Source organism: Oleiphilus sp. HI0061, assembly GCF_001635675.1.
Genome location: NZ_LWFE01001433.1, coordinates 1 through 16,338 on the forward strand (window position 1 = coordinate 1; position 16,338 = coordinate 16,338).

At 44.6% G+C, this 16,338-nt stretch carries 11 protein-coding genes; 6 read left to right on the plus strand and 5 right to left on the minus strand.

Annotated features, from left to right (window positions below; translation table 11 throughout):
- Positions 1-1,151: acyl-CoA dehydrogenase family protein (locus tag A3735_RS22615; RefSeq protein ID WP_068638705.1), on the minus strand; the 1,151-nt coding region annotated here is incomplete at its 3' end.
- A 222-nt stretch (positions 1,152-1,373) separates the two neighbouring features.
- Here A3735_RS22615 and A3735_RS22620 point away from each other — a divergent pair.
- From A3735_RS22620 to A3735_RS22635, 4 genes are all read left to right on the plus strand, one after another.
- Positions 1,374-4,373, plus strand: coding sequence for a hypothetical protein (locus A3735_RS22620; RefSeq protein WP_068638707.1), 3,000 nt, complete (start codon positions 1,374-1,376; stop codon positions 4,371-4,373).
- A gap of 125 nt (positions 4,374-4,498) precedes the next feature.
- Positions 4,499-5,401: a LysR family transcriptional regulator gene (locus A3735_RS22625; protein ID WP_068506716.1), complete on the plus strand. Its 903-nt coding sequence runs from the start codon at positions 4,499-4,501 to the stop codon at positions 5,399-5,401.
- An 11-nt stretch (positions 5,402-5,412) separates the two neighbouring features.
- Entirely contained in the window at positions 5,413-5,724 is a 312-nt protein-coding gene (locus A3735_RS22630; protein WP_068506719.1) for a DUF2007 domain-containing protein, read from the plus strand.
- A 286-nt stretch (positions 5,725-6,010) separates the two neighbouring features.
- Positions 6,011-6,205 (plus strand): DUF6316 family protein, encoded by a 195-nt coding sequence (locus A3735_RS22635; protein ID WP_068553359.1) that lies wholly within the window; start codon positions 6,011-6,013, stop codon positions 6,203-6,205.
- 12 nt (positions 6,206-6,217) lie between these two features.
- On the opposite strand, the gene A3735_RS22640 is transcribed toward A3735_RS22635, so the two are convergent.
- Positions 6,218-6,676, minus strand: coding sequence for a nuclear transport factor 2 family protein (locus A3735_RS22640; RefSeq protein WP_068506725.1), 459 nt, complete (start codon positions 6,674-6,676; stop codon positions 6,218-6,220).
- 189 nt (positions 6,677-6,865) lie between these two features.
- Between A3735_RS22640 and A3735_RS22645 the strand changes: the two genes are divergently transcribed.
- Complete coding sequence (locus A3735_RS22645; protein ID WP_068506727.1) at positions 6,866-7,747, plus strand: GlxA family transcriptional regulator; 882 nt, start codon at positions 6,866-6,868, stop codon at positions 7,745-7,747.
- 3 nt (positions 7,748-7,750) lie between these two features.
- On the opposite strand, the gene A3735_RS22650 is transcribed toward A3735_RS22645, so the two are convergent.
- Positions 7,751-8,179, minus strand: a complete 429-nt coding sequence (locus A3735_RS22650) for a thioesterase family protein (protein ID WP_068506729.1) — start codon at positions 8,177-8,179, stop codon at positions 7,751-7,753.
- A gap of 509 nt (positions 8,180-8,688) precedes the next feature.
- Here A3735_RS22650 and A3735_RS22655 point away from each other — a divergent pair.
- Positions 8,689-11,472, plus strand: a complete 2,784-nt coding sequence (locus A3735_RS22655) for a bifunctional aconitate hydratase 2/2-methylisocitrate dehydratase (RefSeq protein WP_068506731.1) — start codon at positions 8,689-8,691, stop codon at positions 11,470-11,472.
- Positions 11,473-11,596: 124 nt separating this feature from the next.
- Here the strand turns inward: A3735_RS22655 and A3735_RS22660 are convergent, their stop codons facing one another.
- Positions 11,597-11,833, minus strand: coding sequence for a hypothetical protein (locus tag A3735_RS22660; RefSeq protein WP_068506734.1), 237 nt, complete (start codon positions 11,831-11,833; stop codon positions 11,597-11,599).
- Between the two features lie 351 nt (positions 11,834-12,184).
- A complete protein-coding gene (locus tag A3735_RS22665; RefSeq protein ID WP_068506736.1) occupies positions 12,185-16,207 on the minus strand; it encodes a methyl-accepting chemotaxis protein in 4,023 nt (1,340 codons plus the stop codon).
- Positions 16,208-16,338 lie beyond the last annotated feature (131 nt).

Sequence of the window (16,338 nt, forward strand, 5' to 3'; positions counted from 1 at the left end):
CCATCCGCTAGACGAATAATACGTGCCATTTGATATGCATCAGATAAGAAGAAGTCTTGGCTTAAACCTGCTGCGCCATGTATCTGAATCGCTCGATCAATTACCGTACAGGCCATTTGTGGCGCAACGATCTTGATCATGGCGATCAGGTCTTTTGCCCCTTTGTTGCCGTGTGAGTCCATTTTTGCAGCCGCTTTTAAGGTAAGCAAGCGCGCTTGTTCGATCTCGCAGTAGGACTTGGCAATGTCTTCACGCACCGAACCCTGCTTGCTCAGTGGCTTACCAAATACGACACGTTCTTCAGCTCTGACACACATTAACTCAAGTGCACGCTGTGCGGCTCCGATTAAACGCATGCAGTGGTGAATTCTACCGGGGCCTAAACGCCCTTGAGCAATTTCAAATCCACGCCCCTCACCTAGCAGTATATTCTCGGCAGGTACACGCACATTTTCGAATAAAATTTCTGCGTGACCTTCTGGCGCATCGTCATTACCGAATACTTGCATCGGTCGAACGACGGTGACACCCGGCGTGTTCATCGGTACGAGTATCATTGATTGTTGTAGGTGACGATTTTCGTTGTCCGGGTCTGTTTTGCCCATCACGATGAGTATTTCGCAACGCGGATCACACGCACCCGAGATATACCATTTACGACCATTAATGACGTAGTCTTCGCCGTCACGCGTAATAAGAGTCTGAATATTTGTTGCATCAGAGGAGGCTACATCGGGCTCAGTCATGGCAAAAGCAGAGCGAATCTCGCCTTCAAGCAAAGGTTGTAGCCATTTTTCTTTTTGCGCTTCAGTACCATAACGAACGAGTACTTCCATATTGCCTGTGTCGGGGGCGCTGCAATTAAATATTTCACTGGCAAAACGTGTCCGCCCCATGACTTCAGCCAGAGGCGCATATTCCAGGTTGCTTAAACCGTAGCCATAATCACTATCAGGCAAAAACAAATTCCATAAGCCCTGCTCTTTTGCGAGCGCTTTTAAGTCTTCAATTTGCTGAGGAATCTGCCACCTATCTTCGGCATTTTCGATAGTCTCTTTTATCTCTTGCTCAATTGGGTACAAATATTTTTCCAGAAAACTTGCCACTTCCTGAGTCAGATCTAGTACCTTCTGCGAGTATTCGAAATTCATATTTCACCTTTGTTATTGAGCATATTGACATCAAGCCAACTTATCTTGGATGAAGGCATTATAGGCAGCAAAGAAAACATCATTGAAGTTTATTTACTTTATTTATAAATATAACTATCAGTGATACTTACAACTTATTCACTTGTCTAGACCCAGATCAACTCAACACTCCATTATTTATATTAGTATTTACTAATAAAGAGTTTTATTTGGAGATATTCAATGCAGAAATTCCTATTCAACTGCCTAGGGTTGAGCTTTAAGGTTTTCTTAGCCTTAGCACTAAGCCTATCGATTGCAGGCTGTAATGGCGGCTCAAGTAACTCTTCAGGTACAACACCAGGAGATGAAACAGATATCTCCGGGGTCATTGAGTTGCCTGAGAGCTCACCTCTTCAAGAAGATAAGCTCTCAATAGAAGTTGATGACGCCTCATACCCTGTTGACTCTAAACAAAGAGTGTCACTCCCTACTCTAGGCGAATCACCAGCCAATGCGTATCTAATGCTTCCGCAAAGAGAAAGTGATGAATGGCCAAGCGTCTACATGCTTTCTACCCTATTACCCGGAGAGGAAAATACTCGTATCGACAGCGAAGGAACCGCAATCTCCCTGGTCATGCAAGCAATCCCTCAGGAGCTTTTACTAAACGCAGGAAGCGCAAGCGAAGTCAAACAAAGCGTTAGAAACAACTCCCTAGCGTTTATTGATAAATTTGAAACAATGATCGAAGCGAACCCTTATACTTTGCACCTCCACAATTTGAACAATGTCTATGACGAGATCTATCTTGGCGCAGTGCAGAGCAGTCTGGATGCCCTTAAAGCCTTAATGCCAACGCAGGATATTGAACTGGCCATCTCACGCACAAGCACAAACACAAACACAAACTATCGCTCGACTTCTTACGATGGCCCAAGCGATATGGATCTGCACGTAGTCTATGACGACCCAGCCCATACTCTGCTGGGCTTGTCTGTTAAACCAGAAAAAGAAAACAATCGTATTGCCTCGTACATAACCCTGGACAATGATACGAGCCTCTATGTTCGCCCCAGGATTTTTGATCTGGTGTCCGGTGGGGAATGGTATAGTGCCGACTTACCCGTAGGCATTATTAGTAAAGCTTTTGATGAACACTTGCTCGATCCGCAGCAAGGATTCTGGGGTGCCTATCAATCTAATGAACAATCCTTCGAAGTTGAGCATCGCGATGTGGTGGTAGATTTTGTCACCGCAGGAATTACAGGCATCGAGTTCGATGGCTACACCGAAAGTACCACCTTTGCACTTCAACTAAGAACGATATATTCGAAGGTACTCCTTCCAAGCATCAATACGGTGTTTAGCGTTAAGGACGTTGCTATCCAACCTGTTTTTGGCGTGCTCTATAATTCTGGCTTGTTTGATAAAGCCGCGCCCGCCCTATATCAATGGGAGCTTCTTGAAGCCTTAGGCATCGTCTTAGACGAAATGACATCGGGGCTGAATCCTACAAACCCTATTGCGGGATCTTGGCCAAACCCCGTCATAAATGAAATTCTTAGCTTAACAGCTAACGCAGCATTACAAGTTAATTCAGAACAGTTTGCGAAAATGGGGCTCACACTGATATCGCTCAAGGCAACCATTGCCATTTGGGCTGCAGATATGCTTGCCGTAGTAAATGATGCGAGGCATATTCCAAGCACCGTTTCGGCGACTGTTAATTTCCCGATTGATCTGCTTAGCATGACGCCTTTAGCCATTAGCCGTCGTGATGGTGGTGTTATTGAAACAGAAGAAGTCACCCTAAGCGGCTTTGGCTTAAAAACACTAGATCATGTAGATGGCCGACATATTCCGGAAATCGTTCTAAGCGCTAAGAACGGTGAAGGTGAACTTGTTGATAGCGCCAAGTTTTATCCTTCTAATGCGCTGAACACCAACGACCCAGGAACGGAAATTAAATTCGAAGTATTCGGTCAATGGCTAAATGCCGACAGCAACGTCGATACAATTGAAGTTTCAATTGATCATATCTATACCAGTCGCAATCTAATAGGCATGAACAATGTCTATGAAATTACCGTTCCACCTGTAAGTGATCAAGCCAGTTTTACGATTCAAGTGGGCGCTATGGTTATTACTTCAATCGACCAAGAACGGGTTCAAGGTAACGATGAGCTGATCTTAAGTGTTTCAGGCATGACAACTAACATCGACGACTACACCGTCTACTTCAGGACGCATACGGGTAGCATTGTCCACGCTGCAATTCATTCTCTGTCTCAGGGAAGCTTAGCGTTAAGATTACCTTCGCACGAAAATATGGAGGTGGGTCCAATTAGCGTTTATATCGAAAATACCGAAGGTATTCGAAGTAACGAAGTAGCGCTTACGTTTATCCCGGAAAAAGTAGAATTTATATCCAACGGTATGAATGAGTTTGGTCAATTAGAACTAGCAATGACTCAAGCACAAGGCCTACCAGATATCCGCTATGTGTTGAATGGTTCAGCGCCAGAATACAACTACTCGGCACCGATTTCGGTTTCTGATGGCACCACGGTGACCGCTTATGTAATACAAAGGGTTGATGGCCAGGACTATGCATCAGAAGAATCTGAATTTACCCATTCGACCTGCCCTATTGCTGATATTCCTCAATCCAATAGCCCTAGTTGCCCATCCACCTACGATATCGAACTCGGCAGCTCGAATACTTTTAATCAGGCTATTACGATGGCCAATGAAAGTGATCCCAACTCGTATACTTCTTGCTCATACGGTCATGGCGCAAACTACTATGAAGACCCGGGAATACTTGACCGAGAGCAGTTCTACGTCAATGCCCAGCTGCATGGATTAAGTCGATATTGGCATGAAAATGGGCAGATCTCTTCTCAAGGCTATTATAAGGAGGGAAATTCTCATGGTCTGTCCGAAGCCTGGTATGACAATGGCATCAGAATGTCACAAAATTATACTTACAACGGCGAATACTGCGGAGCCCAGACAAGTTGGTATGAAAGTGGTCAAAAAGAATCCGAAGACTATTATGCTGATGGCGAGAAACACGGCCTCTCAAGCGATTGGTATGAAAATGGGAATAAGGAATTTGAAGCGCACTTCGCGAATGGCAGTTACCATGGCACGCTAAAACGATGGAACGAAGATGGTACACTACTTTACTGCTGGAACTACGTTAATGGGACAAGAGGCGACAGCTGCGCGCCTTAAAGTGCTAGCTAGATTGATTCGCACCTTCAGGCTAATTTAGCCTGAAGGTGCTTTAGTGACATCATCACCTATAGCTGCTTAAATACATGCCTGAACAACAACTTCTTGTTTGAGTTTAATAATCTATGCAGCTTCAAAAAATTGACCTAAACCTGTTCATTGTTTTTGATGTAATTTACCGAGAACGAAATCTGACTAAGGCTGCTGAGTCCCTTCATATCACTCAACCCGCTGTCAGTAACTCGCTAAGTCGTCTACGCCGTGTTTTTGATGACCCACTATTTGTAAGACAATCAGGTCACATGGTACCTACACCATTGGCTGACAACATAATATCCAGAGTACGTGCGGCCCTGGCCGGGCTGGAGAGCAGCATCACCGAGCATGATGACTTTAATCCGGAAACCTCTGATAAGAAGTTCTCGTTCGCGATGAACGACACCTCTGAGTCTTACCTGCTGCCAATATTGATGTCTTATTTGCAAGAACATGCACCCGGCATTTCAATTGAGAGCTTTCCTGTCGCACGTTCAGAACTATCGAGAGAGTTTGCCACGGGGCAGTTAGATTTTGCGCTCGACGTTCCTTTGGTTAACGATCCACAACTTGTGAATGAGTCTCTCGCCCAAGACCGTTTTGTCTGTGTCGCTAGCCACGATCACCCATCGCTAGACGGTAAAAGCCTAACACTCGAGCAATACCTTTCTTCGCCGCACATTCATATATCCAGCCGCCGACGGGGTCAGGGCTATATTGACCTGCACTTGAATCGACAGGGCCTACAACGGGATATTCGCTTACGAGTCCAGCACTCTAGGGCTGCTCCACCAATCGCGGCACAGACCAATATGCTGCTAACAATCCCTGAAACCCTGGCGAAAGATCACAAACTAGCGATCTACGACTTGCCCTTTGAATTACCTGATGTAGATTGGCATTTATACTGGCACAGCAATTACAGCCAGGATAAAGCACACCAATGGATGAGAAGCGTCATTATTGATATCTTTAATCAAGAAATAAGCTGAGTACATGTTTGATGAAACGCATTTTTTCGCATTCAAACTCATTATTAGTCTTCAACCTTCGCAACATCCTGGGTAATCATAATATCAATTGCGAAGTTCGGAATGATGGCCTGACATCGACAGCGGGTGAAACACCTCCGACAGAGGTGTGGGCTGAGCTTTGGGTCTCGAAAGAAAGGGATTATGAGCAAGCAGAAAAAATCATTGAAGAAGCGGTACACGGCGACCCCAAAGCGACTTCATGGTTTTGTGAGCATTGCTCTGAAGATAATGCTCCCGCGTTTGAATTATGCTGGAAGTGCGGTAGAGAACGCGCTATATAACTTAGGCTCCTGAAAACCTTTTAGCTAAGCACTTAATTTTATTAATTAATACCTTTCGAACTAAGCTTTATGCGCCATATTTCAAACCAGCTCTGCTATGTGAATAAATGCAATATAAACCGCATTTTCCTGGCTACATTTCATACAAACACTACAATTAGATAGTATTAGACCCCGGTCTATAGGCAGACCTATTGCCGCCTACATTCTATTTCTTTTTTATTATGACGATCACCCTTAGTACCTGTTGCTAATACGATGAGGTACGTAGTTAAGGAGAAAGCTCATGACAGTTCGTTCCGGTGAAGGTGATAAAAGCTGGTTCCACAGCAATCGTTTTACTCATGTTAATGATTCCTGGTTTTTCACGACGCGAGAAATGACCGAGGAAGGCCCCTTCCACTCTCGACAAGAAGCAGAAAGTGCTTTGGTGTTATACATCAGGCACGTAAATGATTCGTTTTTCAAAAATAGTGGCTAGCGTTACATTGATCTAACTTTCAAACTGGGATAATTGCGCCATTGCCTGTTTTGATACTGCATTTTGAAAGGTACTAGACCAGCCTAACAAGTATGCAGGAAGCCCGATCGCCTGACGAGACCAACGCCAAAAGTTGAAGTCATCGTGATGCTGGTAAATCAATCCATCTTTAAAGGTAATGTTTGCCTTAATCTTATTATTTACCTTTCGACCCGTTTTAGAAAACAAGTAATTTGCTTCCCAGTTCACTTCACCTTGTGTGTCGTTCACCTTAGCCACATTAAAACTAAGGTCGAAGTCTTTTGCGCGCGTGCAGAGCATTTTCCACATAAGCCCTACTTCTGCTCCCGATAAGGTAAAAGCCGGGTCTTTGAAGGTCGCCTCTGGGTGGTAGCATGAAGTCATTGTTTCCCAATCAAGCTTTTGAAAAGCCGTGTAAAAGCGTTCTAATAATTCTTGCTGTTGATTCATTTCTGCTCTCCTGCTCAATTCATATCATTTACATAATGATAGCGAGCACTTAGACTACTTGTAAGATGACTGATATGACATTATTAAACGACTAATAAGACAAATAAAAAGAATACCTTTTGCATTGGGATTTATGTTCACCCTAGCTCCCCTGTTTCTTCAGTCGCTGGGCTGTGGGATATTTTTTCTGTGTGTTCACAGTTGCTTGCAAACGATATTCAGTTAACAACAAGCCTAGTGGGCCCGTCTCATTCAAGTATTAATAGTAGTACACCTATTCGTATTAGCCCTACAGAAGACATTGGTCAGAAGCATTATGACTTGGTCATCATCGCGCCCCTCGGCCCTGTCCCGACTAATGGCTTTGATTTTGATGACGCGCTAATTCAGTGGCTAGTAGACAGCCAGCGAAAAAGAGGCGCAGTGGCGTCAGTATGTACCGGCGCATTTCTTGTGGCGGCGACAGGTTTGCTTGATCAGCGTCGCGCAACCACACACTGGAAGTATGCCTCCCAGTTTCGACAACAATTCCCGCTTGTTGATTTACAGATTGATAGCATGCTGACTCATGATGGAACATTATTCTGCTCAGGCGGCGCCTACGCATTTCAAGACCTCTGCCTTTATTTAATTGAAACGTTTTTTAGTCGCTCGCTCGCCGAAGCTTGCTCCAGATTACTGATGATTGATTTGTCTGAGAGATCGCAGCTAAGGTTTGCCGGTATACAAGCTTTGAAAGAACACAGTGATGAACACATTATTGGTATTCAAAACTGGATGGAAGATCATTTGGATAGCTTCGATAGTATCGAAGAGCTAGCAAACCGCTTTAACATGAGCAGCCGAAACCAGGTGCGGCGCTTTAAAACCGCTACCGATGAAACGCCATCTAGCTATTTACAAAAGCTTCGCATAGAGAAAGCAAAGCATCTGCTTCAAACAGGGAGTCAAAATATAGAGGCCATCGCAGGTAACGTTGGCTATCAGGATATTCAGTATTTCAGAACGCTTTTTAAAAAGCTCTGCGGTCAAACACCAAAACAATTTAGACAAAGTAAACTAAAACGCTAATACCTATAGTCCGTCGAGTGCAACAATTCTGTTTTTGATCTCTTCAGGAATGGCATGTTTACAGTTATTGTTATAATCGTAAAAAACGATTATTCCCTCACCTTCTGCCGCAATTCTGCCAGTATTATGGCTCATAACGTAGTACTTCATGGTAAAGCGATCTTCTGAAATTTCGCACACTCGCGTTGCCACGGAGATATTGTCAGGGTAGCTTAAAGGCGCTTTATAGCGGCACTGAGTAGAGGCCAGTATTGGGCCAATACCAGAGCGTTTCATTTCTTCATTATTACCCAGTCGGTCAAAATAGGCAATTCGCGCACTTTCGAAGTATTTAAAATAGACGACATTATTAACGTGCTGAAAGGCATCCATTTCACCCCAGGCTACTGGCGTATCTATCGAAACCTGACACTGCTCAAACACTTCGCTCATTACTACCTCTTCGCATTGTATTTATCAAATCATGGTATAAATGAGTGTAGAGCTTAACGACAAACAAACACATTCACAAAACCTATACCGAAAATAACATTCATAAGCCTGAGTAATTATTAACTTTTGCGGGGAAATCCCATACAATATGTGCGCGAAAATATAAGGGTGGTCTAAACTCAATAGATTTCGATCTAGAGGCTAAGATCTAGCAATAAAGACATCTGACCACCAGCCTAAGCTAAAGTGAACCTTAGAAATCAAAAAGTCACAAGAGCGGGCCATAATAAGGGAAAGATAGCTGTGGACACATTCCACACTAAATTTAAGCAGACGCACTGCTGAGAATAAGCGCCCAATGGGGAGCTTGCATAGTGAATAAACAGGAACACCTGATCAGTTCACTGGAAAGCCATGCTCCGTTGGACACCGATGAAACTACTTGCATCCAATGGCGTATTAAGTAGTTTTTTGATAGTCATTACTAAAACTTTGAGTGAGAGATTCGTATGAGTTTGTATTCAGAATACCTAGAAGAAATTGAGGTTCGTAAAAAGGACCTAGGTTTGAACCCTAAGCCAATTGATAGCGCAGATTTGTTATCAGAGATCATCGCTCAAATTAAAGACACGGGTAACGAGCACCGCGAAGCGTCTTTAAACTTCTTTATCTACAACACGCTTCCAGGTACAACTCCTGCGGCAGGCGTTAAAGCAGCATTCCTAAAAGACATCGTTCTAGGTAATGAAACTGTTGCTGAGATCTCGCCTGAGTTCGCTCTTGAGCAACTTTCTCACATGAAAGGTGGCCCTTCTGTTGAAGCACTTCTAGACATCGCTCTTTCTGACGACGCACAAGCTGCAGCAGCGGGTGAAGTTCTTAAGTCTCAAGTATTCCTATATGACGCTGATACAGCTCGTCTAGCTGAAGCATTTAAAGCAGGCAACGCGATTGCTAAAGAGATCCTAGAAAGCTACTCAAAAGCTGAGTTCTTCACAAAGCTTGACGATATCCCAGAGAAAATCGACGTTGTTACTTACATCGCGGCTGAAGGCGACATCTCTACTGACCTTCTTTCTCCTGGTAACCAATCTCACTCTCGTGCAGACCGTGAGCTACATGGCCAGTGCATGATCACGCCTGAAGCACAACAAGAAATCGTTGAGCTAGGTAAAAAGCACCCTAACGCTAAAGTGATGCTAATCGCTGAGAAAGGAACGATGGGTGTTGGTTCTTCACGTATGTCTGGTGTTAACAACGTTGCACTGTGGGCTGGTGAGAAGACTTCTCCATACATTCCATTCATCAACAACCGTCCGGTAGTTGCAGGTACTAACGGTATCGCACCTATCTTCCTAACGACTGTTGGTGTAACCGGTGGTATCGGTCTTGACCTTAAAAACTGGGTTAAGAAAACTGACGCAAACGGTGAAGTTGTTCGTGATGCAAACGGCGACCCAGTATTGGAAGAAGCATACTCTGTTGCAACAGGTACGGTTCTAACAATCGATACTAAAGCTAAGAAGCTATACAACGGTAGCGAAGAATTGTCAGACGTTTCTGATGCCTTCACGCCACAAAAAGTTGAATTCATGAAAGCTGGCGGCTCTTACGCGGTAACTTTCGGTAAGAAGCTACAAACATTTGCTGCTGAAACGCTAGGCGTTGAAGCACCAGTTGTTTACGCTGCTTCTAAAGAAATCTCTAACGAAGGCCAAGGCCTAACTGCAGTTGAAAAGATCTTCAACCGCAACGCTGTTGGTGTTACTTCTAAGACTCCACTACACACGGGTTCTGACGTTCGCGTTAAAGTGAACATCGTAGGTTCTCAGGACACGACTGGTCCTATGACTTGTCAGGAACTAGAAGCAATGGCTGCTTCGACTATCTCTCCAAGTGTTGATGGTGCTTTCCAGTCTGGTTGTCACACAGCTTCTGTATGGGACAACAAAGCTAAGGCTAACACGCCTAAGCTAATGGCATTCATGAACGCGTTCGGCGTAATCACTGCACGTGACCCGAAAGGCGTTTACCACTCAATGACTGACGTAATCCACAAAGTATTGAACGACATCACTGTTGATGACCGTGCAATCATCATTGGTGGTGACTCTCACACGCGTATGTCTAAGGGTGTCGCATTCGGTGCTGACTCTGGTACGGTTGCAATCGCACTTGCGACGGGCGAAGCAGCAATGCCTATCCCTGAGTCTGTAAAAGTAACCTTTAAAGGTTCTATGAAGCCTCACATGGACTTCCGTGACATCGTACACGCAACGCAAGCACAAATGCTTAAGAAGTTCTCTGGCGAAAACGTTTTCCAAGGTCGTGTAATCGAAGTACAAATCGGTACTCTACTTGCTGACCAAGCGTTCACCTTCACTGACTGGACTGCAGAGATGAAAGCGAAAGCGTCTATCTGTATCTCTACAGACGAAACGCTCATCAGCTCTCTAGAGTTGGCTAAGTCTCGTATCCAGATCATGATCGACAAAGGTATGGATAACGAAGCGAACATGCTACAAGGTCTTATCGATCTAGCTGACAAGCGTATCGCTGGTATCAAATCTGGTGAAGAGCCTGCACTTGCTCCAGACGACAACGCTAAGTACTACGCCGAGTTGGTTGTTGACCTAGATGCGATCGAAGAGCCAATGATTGCTGACCCAGACGTAAACAACGAAGACGTATCTAAGCGTTACACGCACGATGTTATCCGTCCTACTTCATACTACGATGGCCGTCAGGTTGACCTTGGCTTCGTTGGTTCTTGTATGGTTCACAAAGGCGATATGCAAATCATCGCTGCGATGCTTCGCAACCTAGAGAAGAAAGGCCCGATCACGTTTAACGCGCCACTCGTTGTTGCACCACCAACGTACAACATCGTTGATGAGCTAAAAGCTGAAGGCGATTGGGATATCCTATCTAAGTACGCTGGCTTCACGTTTGACGATGACAATCCAAAAGAAGCGGCTCGTACTTCATACGAGAACATCCTTTACCTAGAGCGTCCTGGATGTAACCTATGTATGGGTAACCAAGAGAAAGCGGCTCCTGGTGATACAGTGCTAGCGACTTCAACTCGTCTATTCCAAGGCCGTGTTGTAGAAGACTCTGCTGAGAAGAAAGGTGAATCACTACTTGGTTCTACGCCAATGGTTGTTCTATCAACTATTCTTGGCCGATTCCCATCATTGGAAGAGTACAAAGAAGCTGTTGAAGGTATTAACCTGACTTCTTTCGCTCCACCAGCTGAAGATTTGGCCGTGCCGGTTAAAATCGTTGGATAAGGTGGATTAAGACTTGGTCTTAATCATAAAAAAGCCCGGTCATTGACCGGGCTTTTTGCTTTCTATGTAGCTCTAAACAGAGTCTCTACTGGCTATTTAGCCATTGTACCAATACTTTATTTTACTAAATTATCACTTCTGGCAAGTAAGGAAAATCACTCAAGGGGCGCTTATCCATTCTTCTGTCATCGGTATGACGCCTATCAAAAGGTCCTAGACTTTCTAGACTGGGCATCAAGCTGTCTCTTCGACTACTGACCCGACGATCCAAGCTAAGGTCATACCCTACTTTGCCCGCCATGACTTTTCGTTTTTTGCCAATATTTTTACTTACAGTTCTCTTTCTGCTTGAAGTGTACATTTACCACCTCCTCGCTTCCGGGTGAGAAGCGCTAAGCTATTCACCTATTAGTCTACGCCTAAATTCGACACCCCATTAAATTGTTTTGTCATAGTAATTCTGTGTTCATAGTTTTGAGTTATTAGTGAAGCCAGCGCGGCCGAAGGATCTGCCTACAGAAGTCGACTTACCTCGTGCCCGTAGGCAGAGGGTTCCACCCCTCGCTGATCAACCCCGTGCTAGCCCTCGTGCAAGCCGTAGAAGGATCTACCTAAATGAGTAATGTACTGCTTGAATCAAGTACTCCCCCGCTAAAAAAAAGGCCGAGCAGTGGATCACTGATCGGCCTTTGCATTCCCTTTAGACTATGCGCTAGAAGTCTTCCCAGTCATCATCATCGTTTGAGTTATCACCACTGTATTTGATCACCTGATCTTCTGTCGGAGCAATACCGGTATCCATCGGCACCGAAGTCGTTTGCTGTGGAGCTTGGCTGACAGAACGAGTCGGTGCAGGCGCTGATGTAGGTGCTGAAGCAGGCGCGCTAAATATTGCGGCCTGGTGATTCCCCACTCTGAAGAAGCTAACCATCTGATTCAAGGCTGATGCTTGCTCACTCAAAGCCTCACTAGAGGCACTTGCCTCTTCAACCAAGGCTGCGTTTTGCTGGGTCATATCATCCATTTGCATGACTGCTTGGTTAATCTGCCCAATACCATCATTCTGCTCGGCTGCTGCCGTGGCAATTTCTTCTACTCTTACAGCAACCTCTTCAACTGACTTCACGATATCCGCAAGTGTCTGGCCAGAATCATTTACAAGCTGAGAGCCCGTTTCAACCTTATTGACGCTTTCACGAATCAGGTCTTTGATCTCTTTCGCTGCCGTCGCAGAACGTTGAGATAAGGTTCTAACCTCACCTGCCACCACTGCAAATCCTCGACCATGCTCACCCGCTCTAGCGGCCTCAACGGCTGCGTTAAGCGCTAGCAAGTTAGTCTGGAACGCAATCTCATCAATGACACCAATAATGTCGTTAATCTTATGACTCGAAGCGAGTATTTCTTTCATTGCTCCCACTGCGCCATGAACAACCTCACCACCTGCAACCGCTTTCAATTTAGCGTCGCTAGTGACTGTATTTGCCTGTGAAGCATTCCCGGCACTTTCTTTAACCGTGCTGGTAATCTCTTCCATGCTCGCTGCAGTTTCTTCAAGAGAACTCGCCTGAGACTCTGTGCGCGCACTTAGATCAGCGTTACCTTGCGATATTTCGTTCGCGGCTTCGTGAACCATCGACGTGGATTCACGAATCTGCGTAATGATCTCGGTAAGTTTGGTCACCGTCGCATTCACATCTGTCTTAACCTTACCGAAAGATCCTCGGTATTCACTGCTAATTGTCTTGGTCAAATCACCCTCTGATAATGCAGACAGAACTTCACCCACATCAGCTAAGAAGGAGTCTGCACTTCCAACAGTCTGGTTCAAACCTTCTGCTAACTTAGCAAAGAAGCCTGTTTTACCTTCAGGGTCCAGACGCTTGGACAGATCACCATTTGCCGCCGCAAAAACAAGTCGGTCGATTTCTTGTTCGATAGCGACTTCGTTAGTTCGGTCAGCCCACTCAACAACCGTACCAATACGTTCGTTATCGTCGTTTGTAATAGGGTTCACAACCAAGTCCATATTACGGCCACCAATATTCAGACTTGCCGAATACTCACTCGTCAGGCTCTCTAACAATTGTTTCTGATGCGAGGGGTTCTTATGGAAGACATCAATACTGCTTCCTAACAAGGTATTGACGTTGAAATTACCCAGGTCTTTTTGAATGTCACTTTCTGCATTTCGCAAGGTCGATATCACTGCATCATTCATGTAGATAATATCGCGGTCGGCATTGGCCACCATGACATTTGCCGAAACACTATCCAAGGCTTGCTTGATACGCGCATTATCATTAGCGACACTACGCTCTTTAGCCAATCGTTTTAGCTCTTCAGTTTGATCATCCCACTCTACGACCGTACCAATGCGCTCACCCTCATCATTAACAATCGGGTTAACAACAAGGTTTAGATTACGACCACCCACCACAATATCTGCAGAGTATTCAGCAGTCATCCGTTCTATCATGCCACGCTGGTGCGCTGGATTATTATGGAATATGTCTATATTACTGCCAATAATCTTATCAACAGCAAAATTGCTTAGCTCTGCTTGAATATCCTTCTCGGCATTGCGCAAAGTATCAACAACCGCATCATTCATATAAATAATATTAAGCTGGTCATCTGCAACCATAACGTTTGCAGAAACGCTATCAAGCGCCTGCTTCATACGTGCATTTTCGTTGGCTATGCGACGCTCTTCTTCCGTGCGTTTCAGCTCTTCAGTGATATCGTTCCATTCAATTACTGTTCCTAAACGCTCGCTTTGGTCATTAATCACCGGCGTTGCCATTAGGTCAAACACTCTTCCGCCCGTTTTCATTCGACTCTTCTGCGTGCCGTTAAGGTTTTCTATCACCGCACGCTGATGACTTGGATCTTTATACAAAACATCTGCACTTGCGCCTAACAAGTTATCCGCATCAAAGTTTGGTAAATCACTCCGTAAGTCTGCTTCAGCGTCTTTGAACATCTTCTGAACCGACGCGTTCAGATAGATAATATCCATGCGGTCATCTGCCAACATGACATTGGTATTACAGACATCAAGGGCTTGCTTAATTCGGCTACCTGAATTCGCAATCGCGATCGCTTCTTCTACTTCAAAGCCCATTTTTATCTGCATCGATTTAAGTGAGCACATCAAGGCCGTTAATTCATTATTGCCGCTGACATGGATGTCTTCACGGTAATTGCCACTTGCGATTTCACCAAAGTTGGCCAGACACTGATTAATCGAACGAAGAATATTTCGTGATAAAGCAAAACCCAAAATTAAAGTCATCAAAATCGCAATAGTAGTTAAGGCACTTATAATATAGAACTGTGCTTGCATGCCTTCTACACGTTCAGTTAATAACTCTTCAAGCAAGTTTGCACTTTCATCGTACAATTCAAATGCTTTGTTAATACCTCTCGTTCCCTCAGCGAAGAAAGACTTTGCATCCATTGAAGATATCGCCAGGTCACCTTGTCTAATGTGGTCGACAGAAGAAATAAATCCACCAATAATACGCTCAACATCAGCCGCAAGTGAGCCTAGCCTCTGTTTAACTCTTTGCTCCGCACTAGCACCAGAGTTATAAGAAGTTAGCAGACCTTTGTAATTGACATCAACACCGACTTTCAATTCAGTCAATCGATTTAGTTGGGCCTGCCCAATTTCCTGATTAGCAATGACACCTGAGCCCAAGCCTCTAGCCTGGCCCATATTTTCGACCAAGGCTGGAATCTTGTTGACCACCAAGTCCATGCTATAGAAACTGCCTAACTCAGGATCAAGTATTAGGTTCGAGGTATCGCCAGCGTGAATTATCAGGTTTAGCACATCACTAATAAGGTCAGAGTGGCGAGAAAAACTGGCTTTAGCCTCAAGGCTAAATGCTATTCCCTTCAAACTGTCCCACTTGCTTTGAATCGCTTTGAACTTGCTAGAAGCTTGTAACTTTTCTCCTAATCTGGCGTCAACTTCTTTAGCCTCATCAAACAAATCGTTTATCTTTTGCCTTACAGACAATATTTTGGGTTCAAAAGACGCGTCACCATTCAGATAAGCGTTTGTCATACCACGGTGTTGTGGAATAAACTGGAGTAGCTGTCTCATCGGTCGAATATATTCGACGCCGACGAGCTCCTGTTTAGAGAACTCTATTTGATCATATTGCTGAGCCAAGGTATTCACGACCAAAGCACTCAACATTAAGAGTACTGCACCCAGAAACATAAACTGCTGAGTGAGTTTAATATTGCTTAACTTAGGAAGGTGTTGAGTAAATCCCGACTTAACAACGTTACCACCATCTAGTGCTATTTCGCCATTTTTAAGGGCCACATAAGCACCTTCTGCTGCAGTAATTTCCTCACGACTGGGAATGGAGCGAACCGACATATATTCAACAACTTTGCCGTCTTCCCAGATAGGCGTCACATTTGCCTTTACCCAATAAAAGTCACCGTTCTTACATCGATTCTTAACGATTCCCGTCCAGGGTCGCCCCTTCTTCATCGTATCCCATAGATCCTTAAACGCTTCGGGCGGCATATCCGGGTGCCTGACGACATTGTGATTCTTTCCGACCAACTCCTGTTCAGAAAAGCCACTGATCGCGATAAACGCCTCATTGACGTATGTAGTGATACCTTTGAGATTGGTTTTTGAGACCAAGGTCTGACCTTCGGTCATCATGACTTCATTGTCAGTCACCGGCATATTGATCTTCATAGAGACACCCTAAGTATTTTTTAAGCGCGTTATTTTTAGATAGTGTGTAGTGAGCAAGCTATAGACTAGTTATCGTCATGTCGGCCCATTTCCTTGAATGAATCTGTCTATTTTGGGGTGAATTGCTTATT

Bases quoted from the DNA above. Each gene is read 5' to 3' on its own strand.
- A3735_RS22635 (WP_068553359.1), top strand. From the start codon at position 6,011: ATGACAGTTCGTTCCGGTGAAGGTGATAAAAGCTGGTTCCACAGCAAT.
- A3735_RS22625 (WP_068506716.1), top strand. From the start codon at position 4,499: ATGCAGCTTCAAAAAATTGACCTAAACCTGTTCATTGTTTTTGATGTA.
- A3735_RS22655 (WP_068506731.1), top strand. From the start codon at position 8,689: ATGAGTTTGTATTCAGAATACCTAGAAGAAATTGAGGTTCGTAAAAAG.
- A3735_RS22620 (WP_068638707.1), top strand. From the start codon at position 1,374: ATGCAGAAATTCCTATTCAACTGCCTAGGGTTGAGCTTTAAGGTTTTC.
- A3735_RS22660 (WP_068506734.1), bottom strand. From the start codon at position 11,833: ATGTACACTTCAAGCAGAAAGAGAACTGTAAGTAAAAATATTGGCAAA.
- A3735_RS22640 (WP_068506725.1), bottom strand. From the start codon at position 6,676: ATGAATCAACAGCAAGAATTATTAGAACGCTTTTACACGGCTTTTCAA.
- A3735_RS22630 (WP_068506719.1), top strand. From the start codon at position 5,413: ATGAAACGCATTTTTTCGCATTCAAACTCATTATTAGTCTTCAACCTT.
- A3735_RS22665 (WP_068506736.1), bottom strand. From the start codon at position 16,207: ATGAAGATCAATATGCCGGTGACTGACAATGAAGTCATGATGACCGAA.
- A3735_RS22650 (WP_068506729.1), bottom strand. From the start codon at position 8,179: ATGAGCGAAGTGTTTGAGCAGTGTCAGGTTTCGATAGATACGCCAGTA.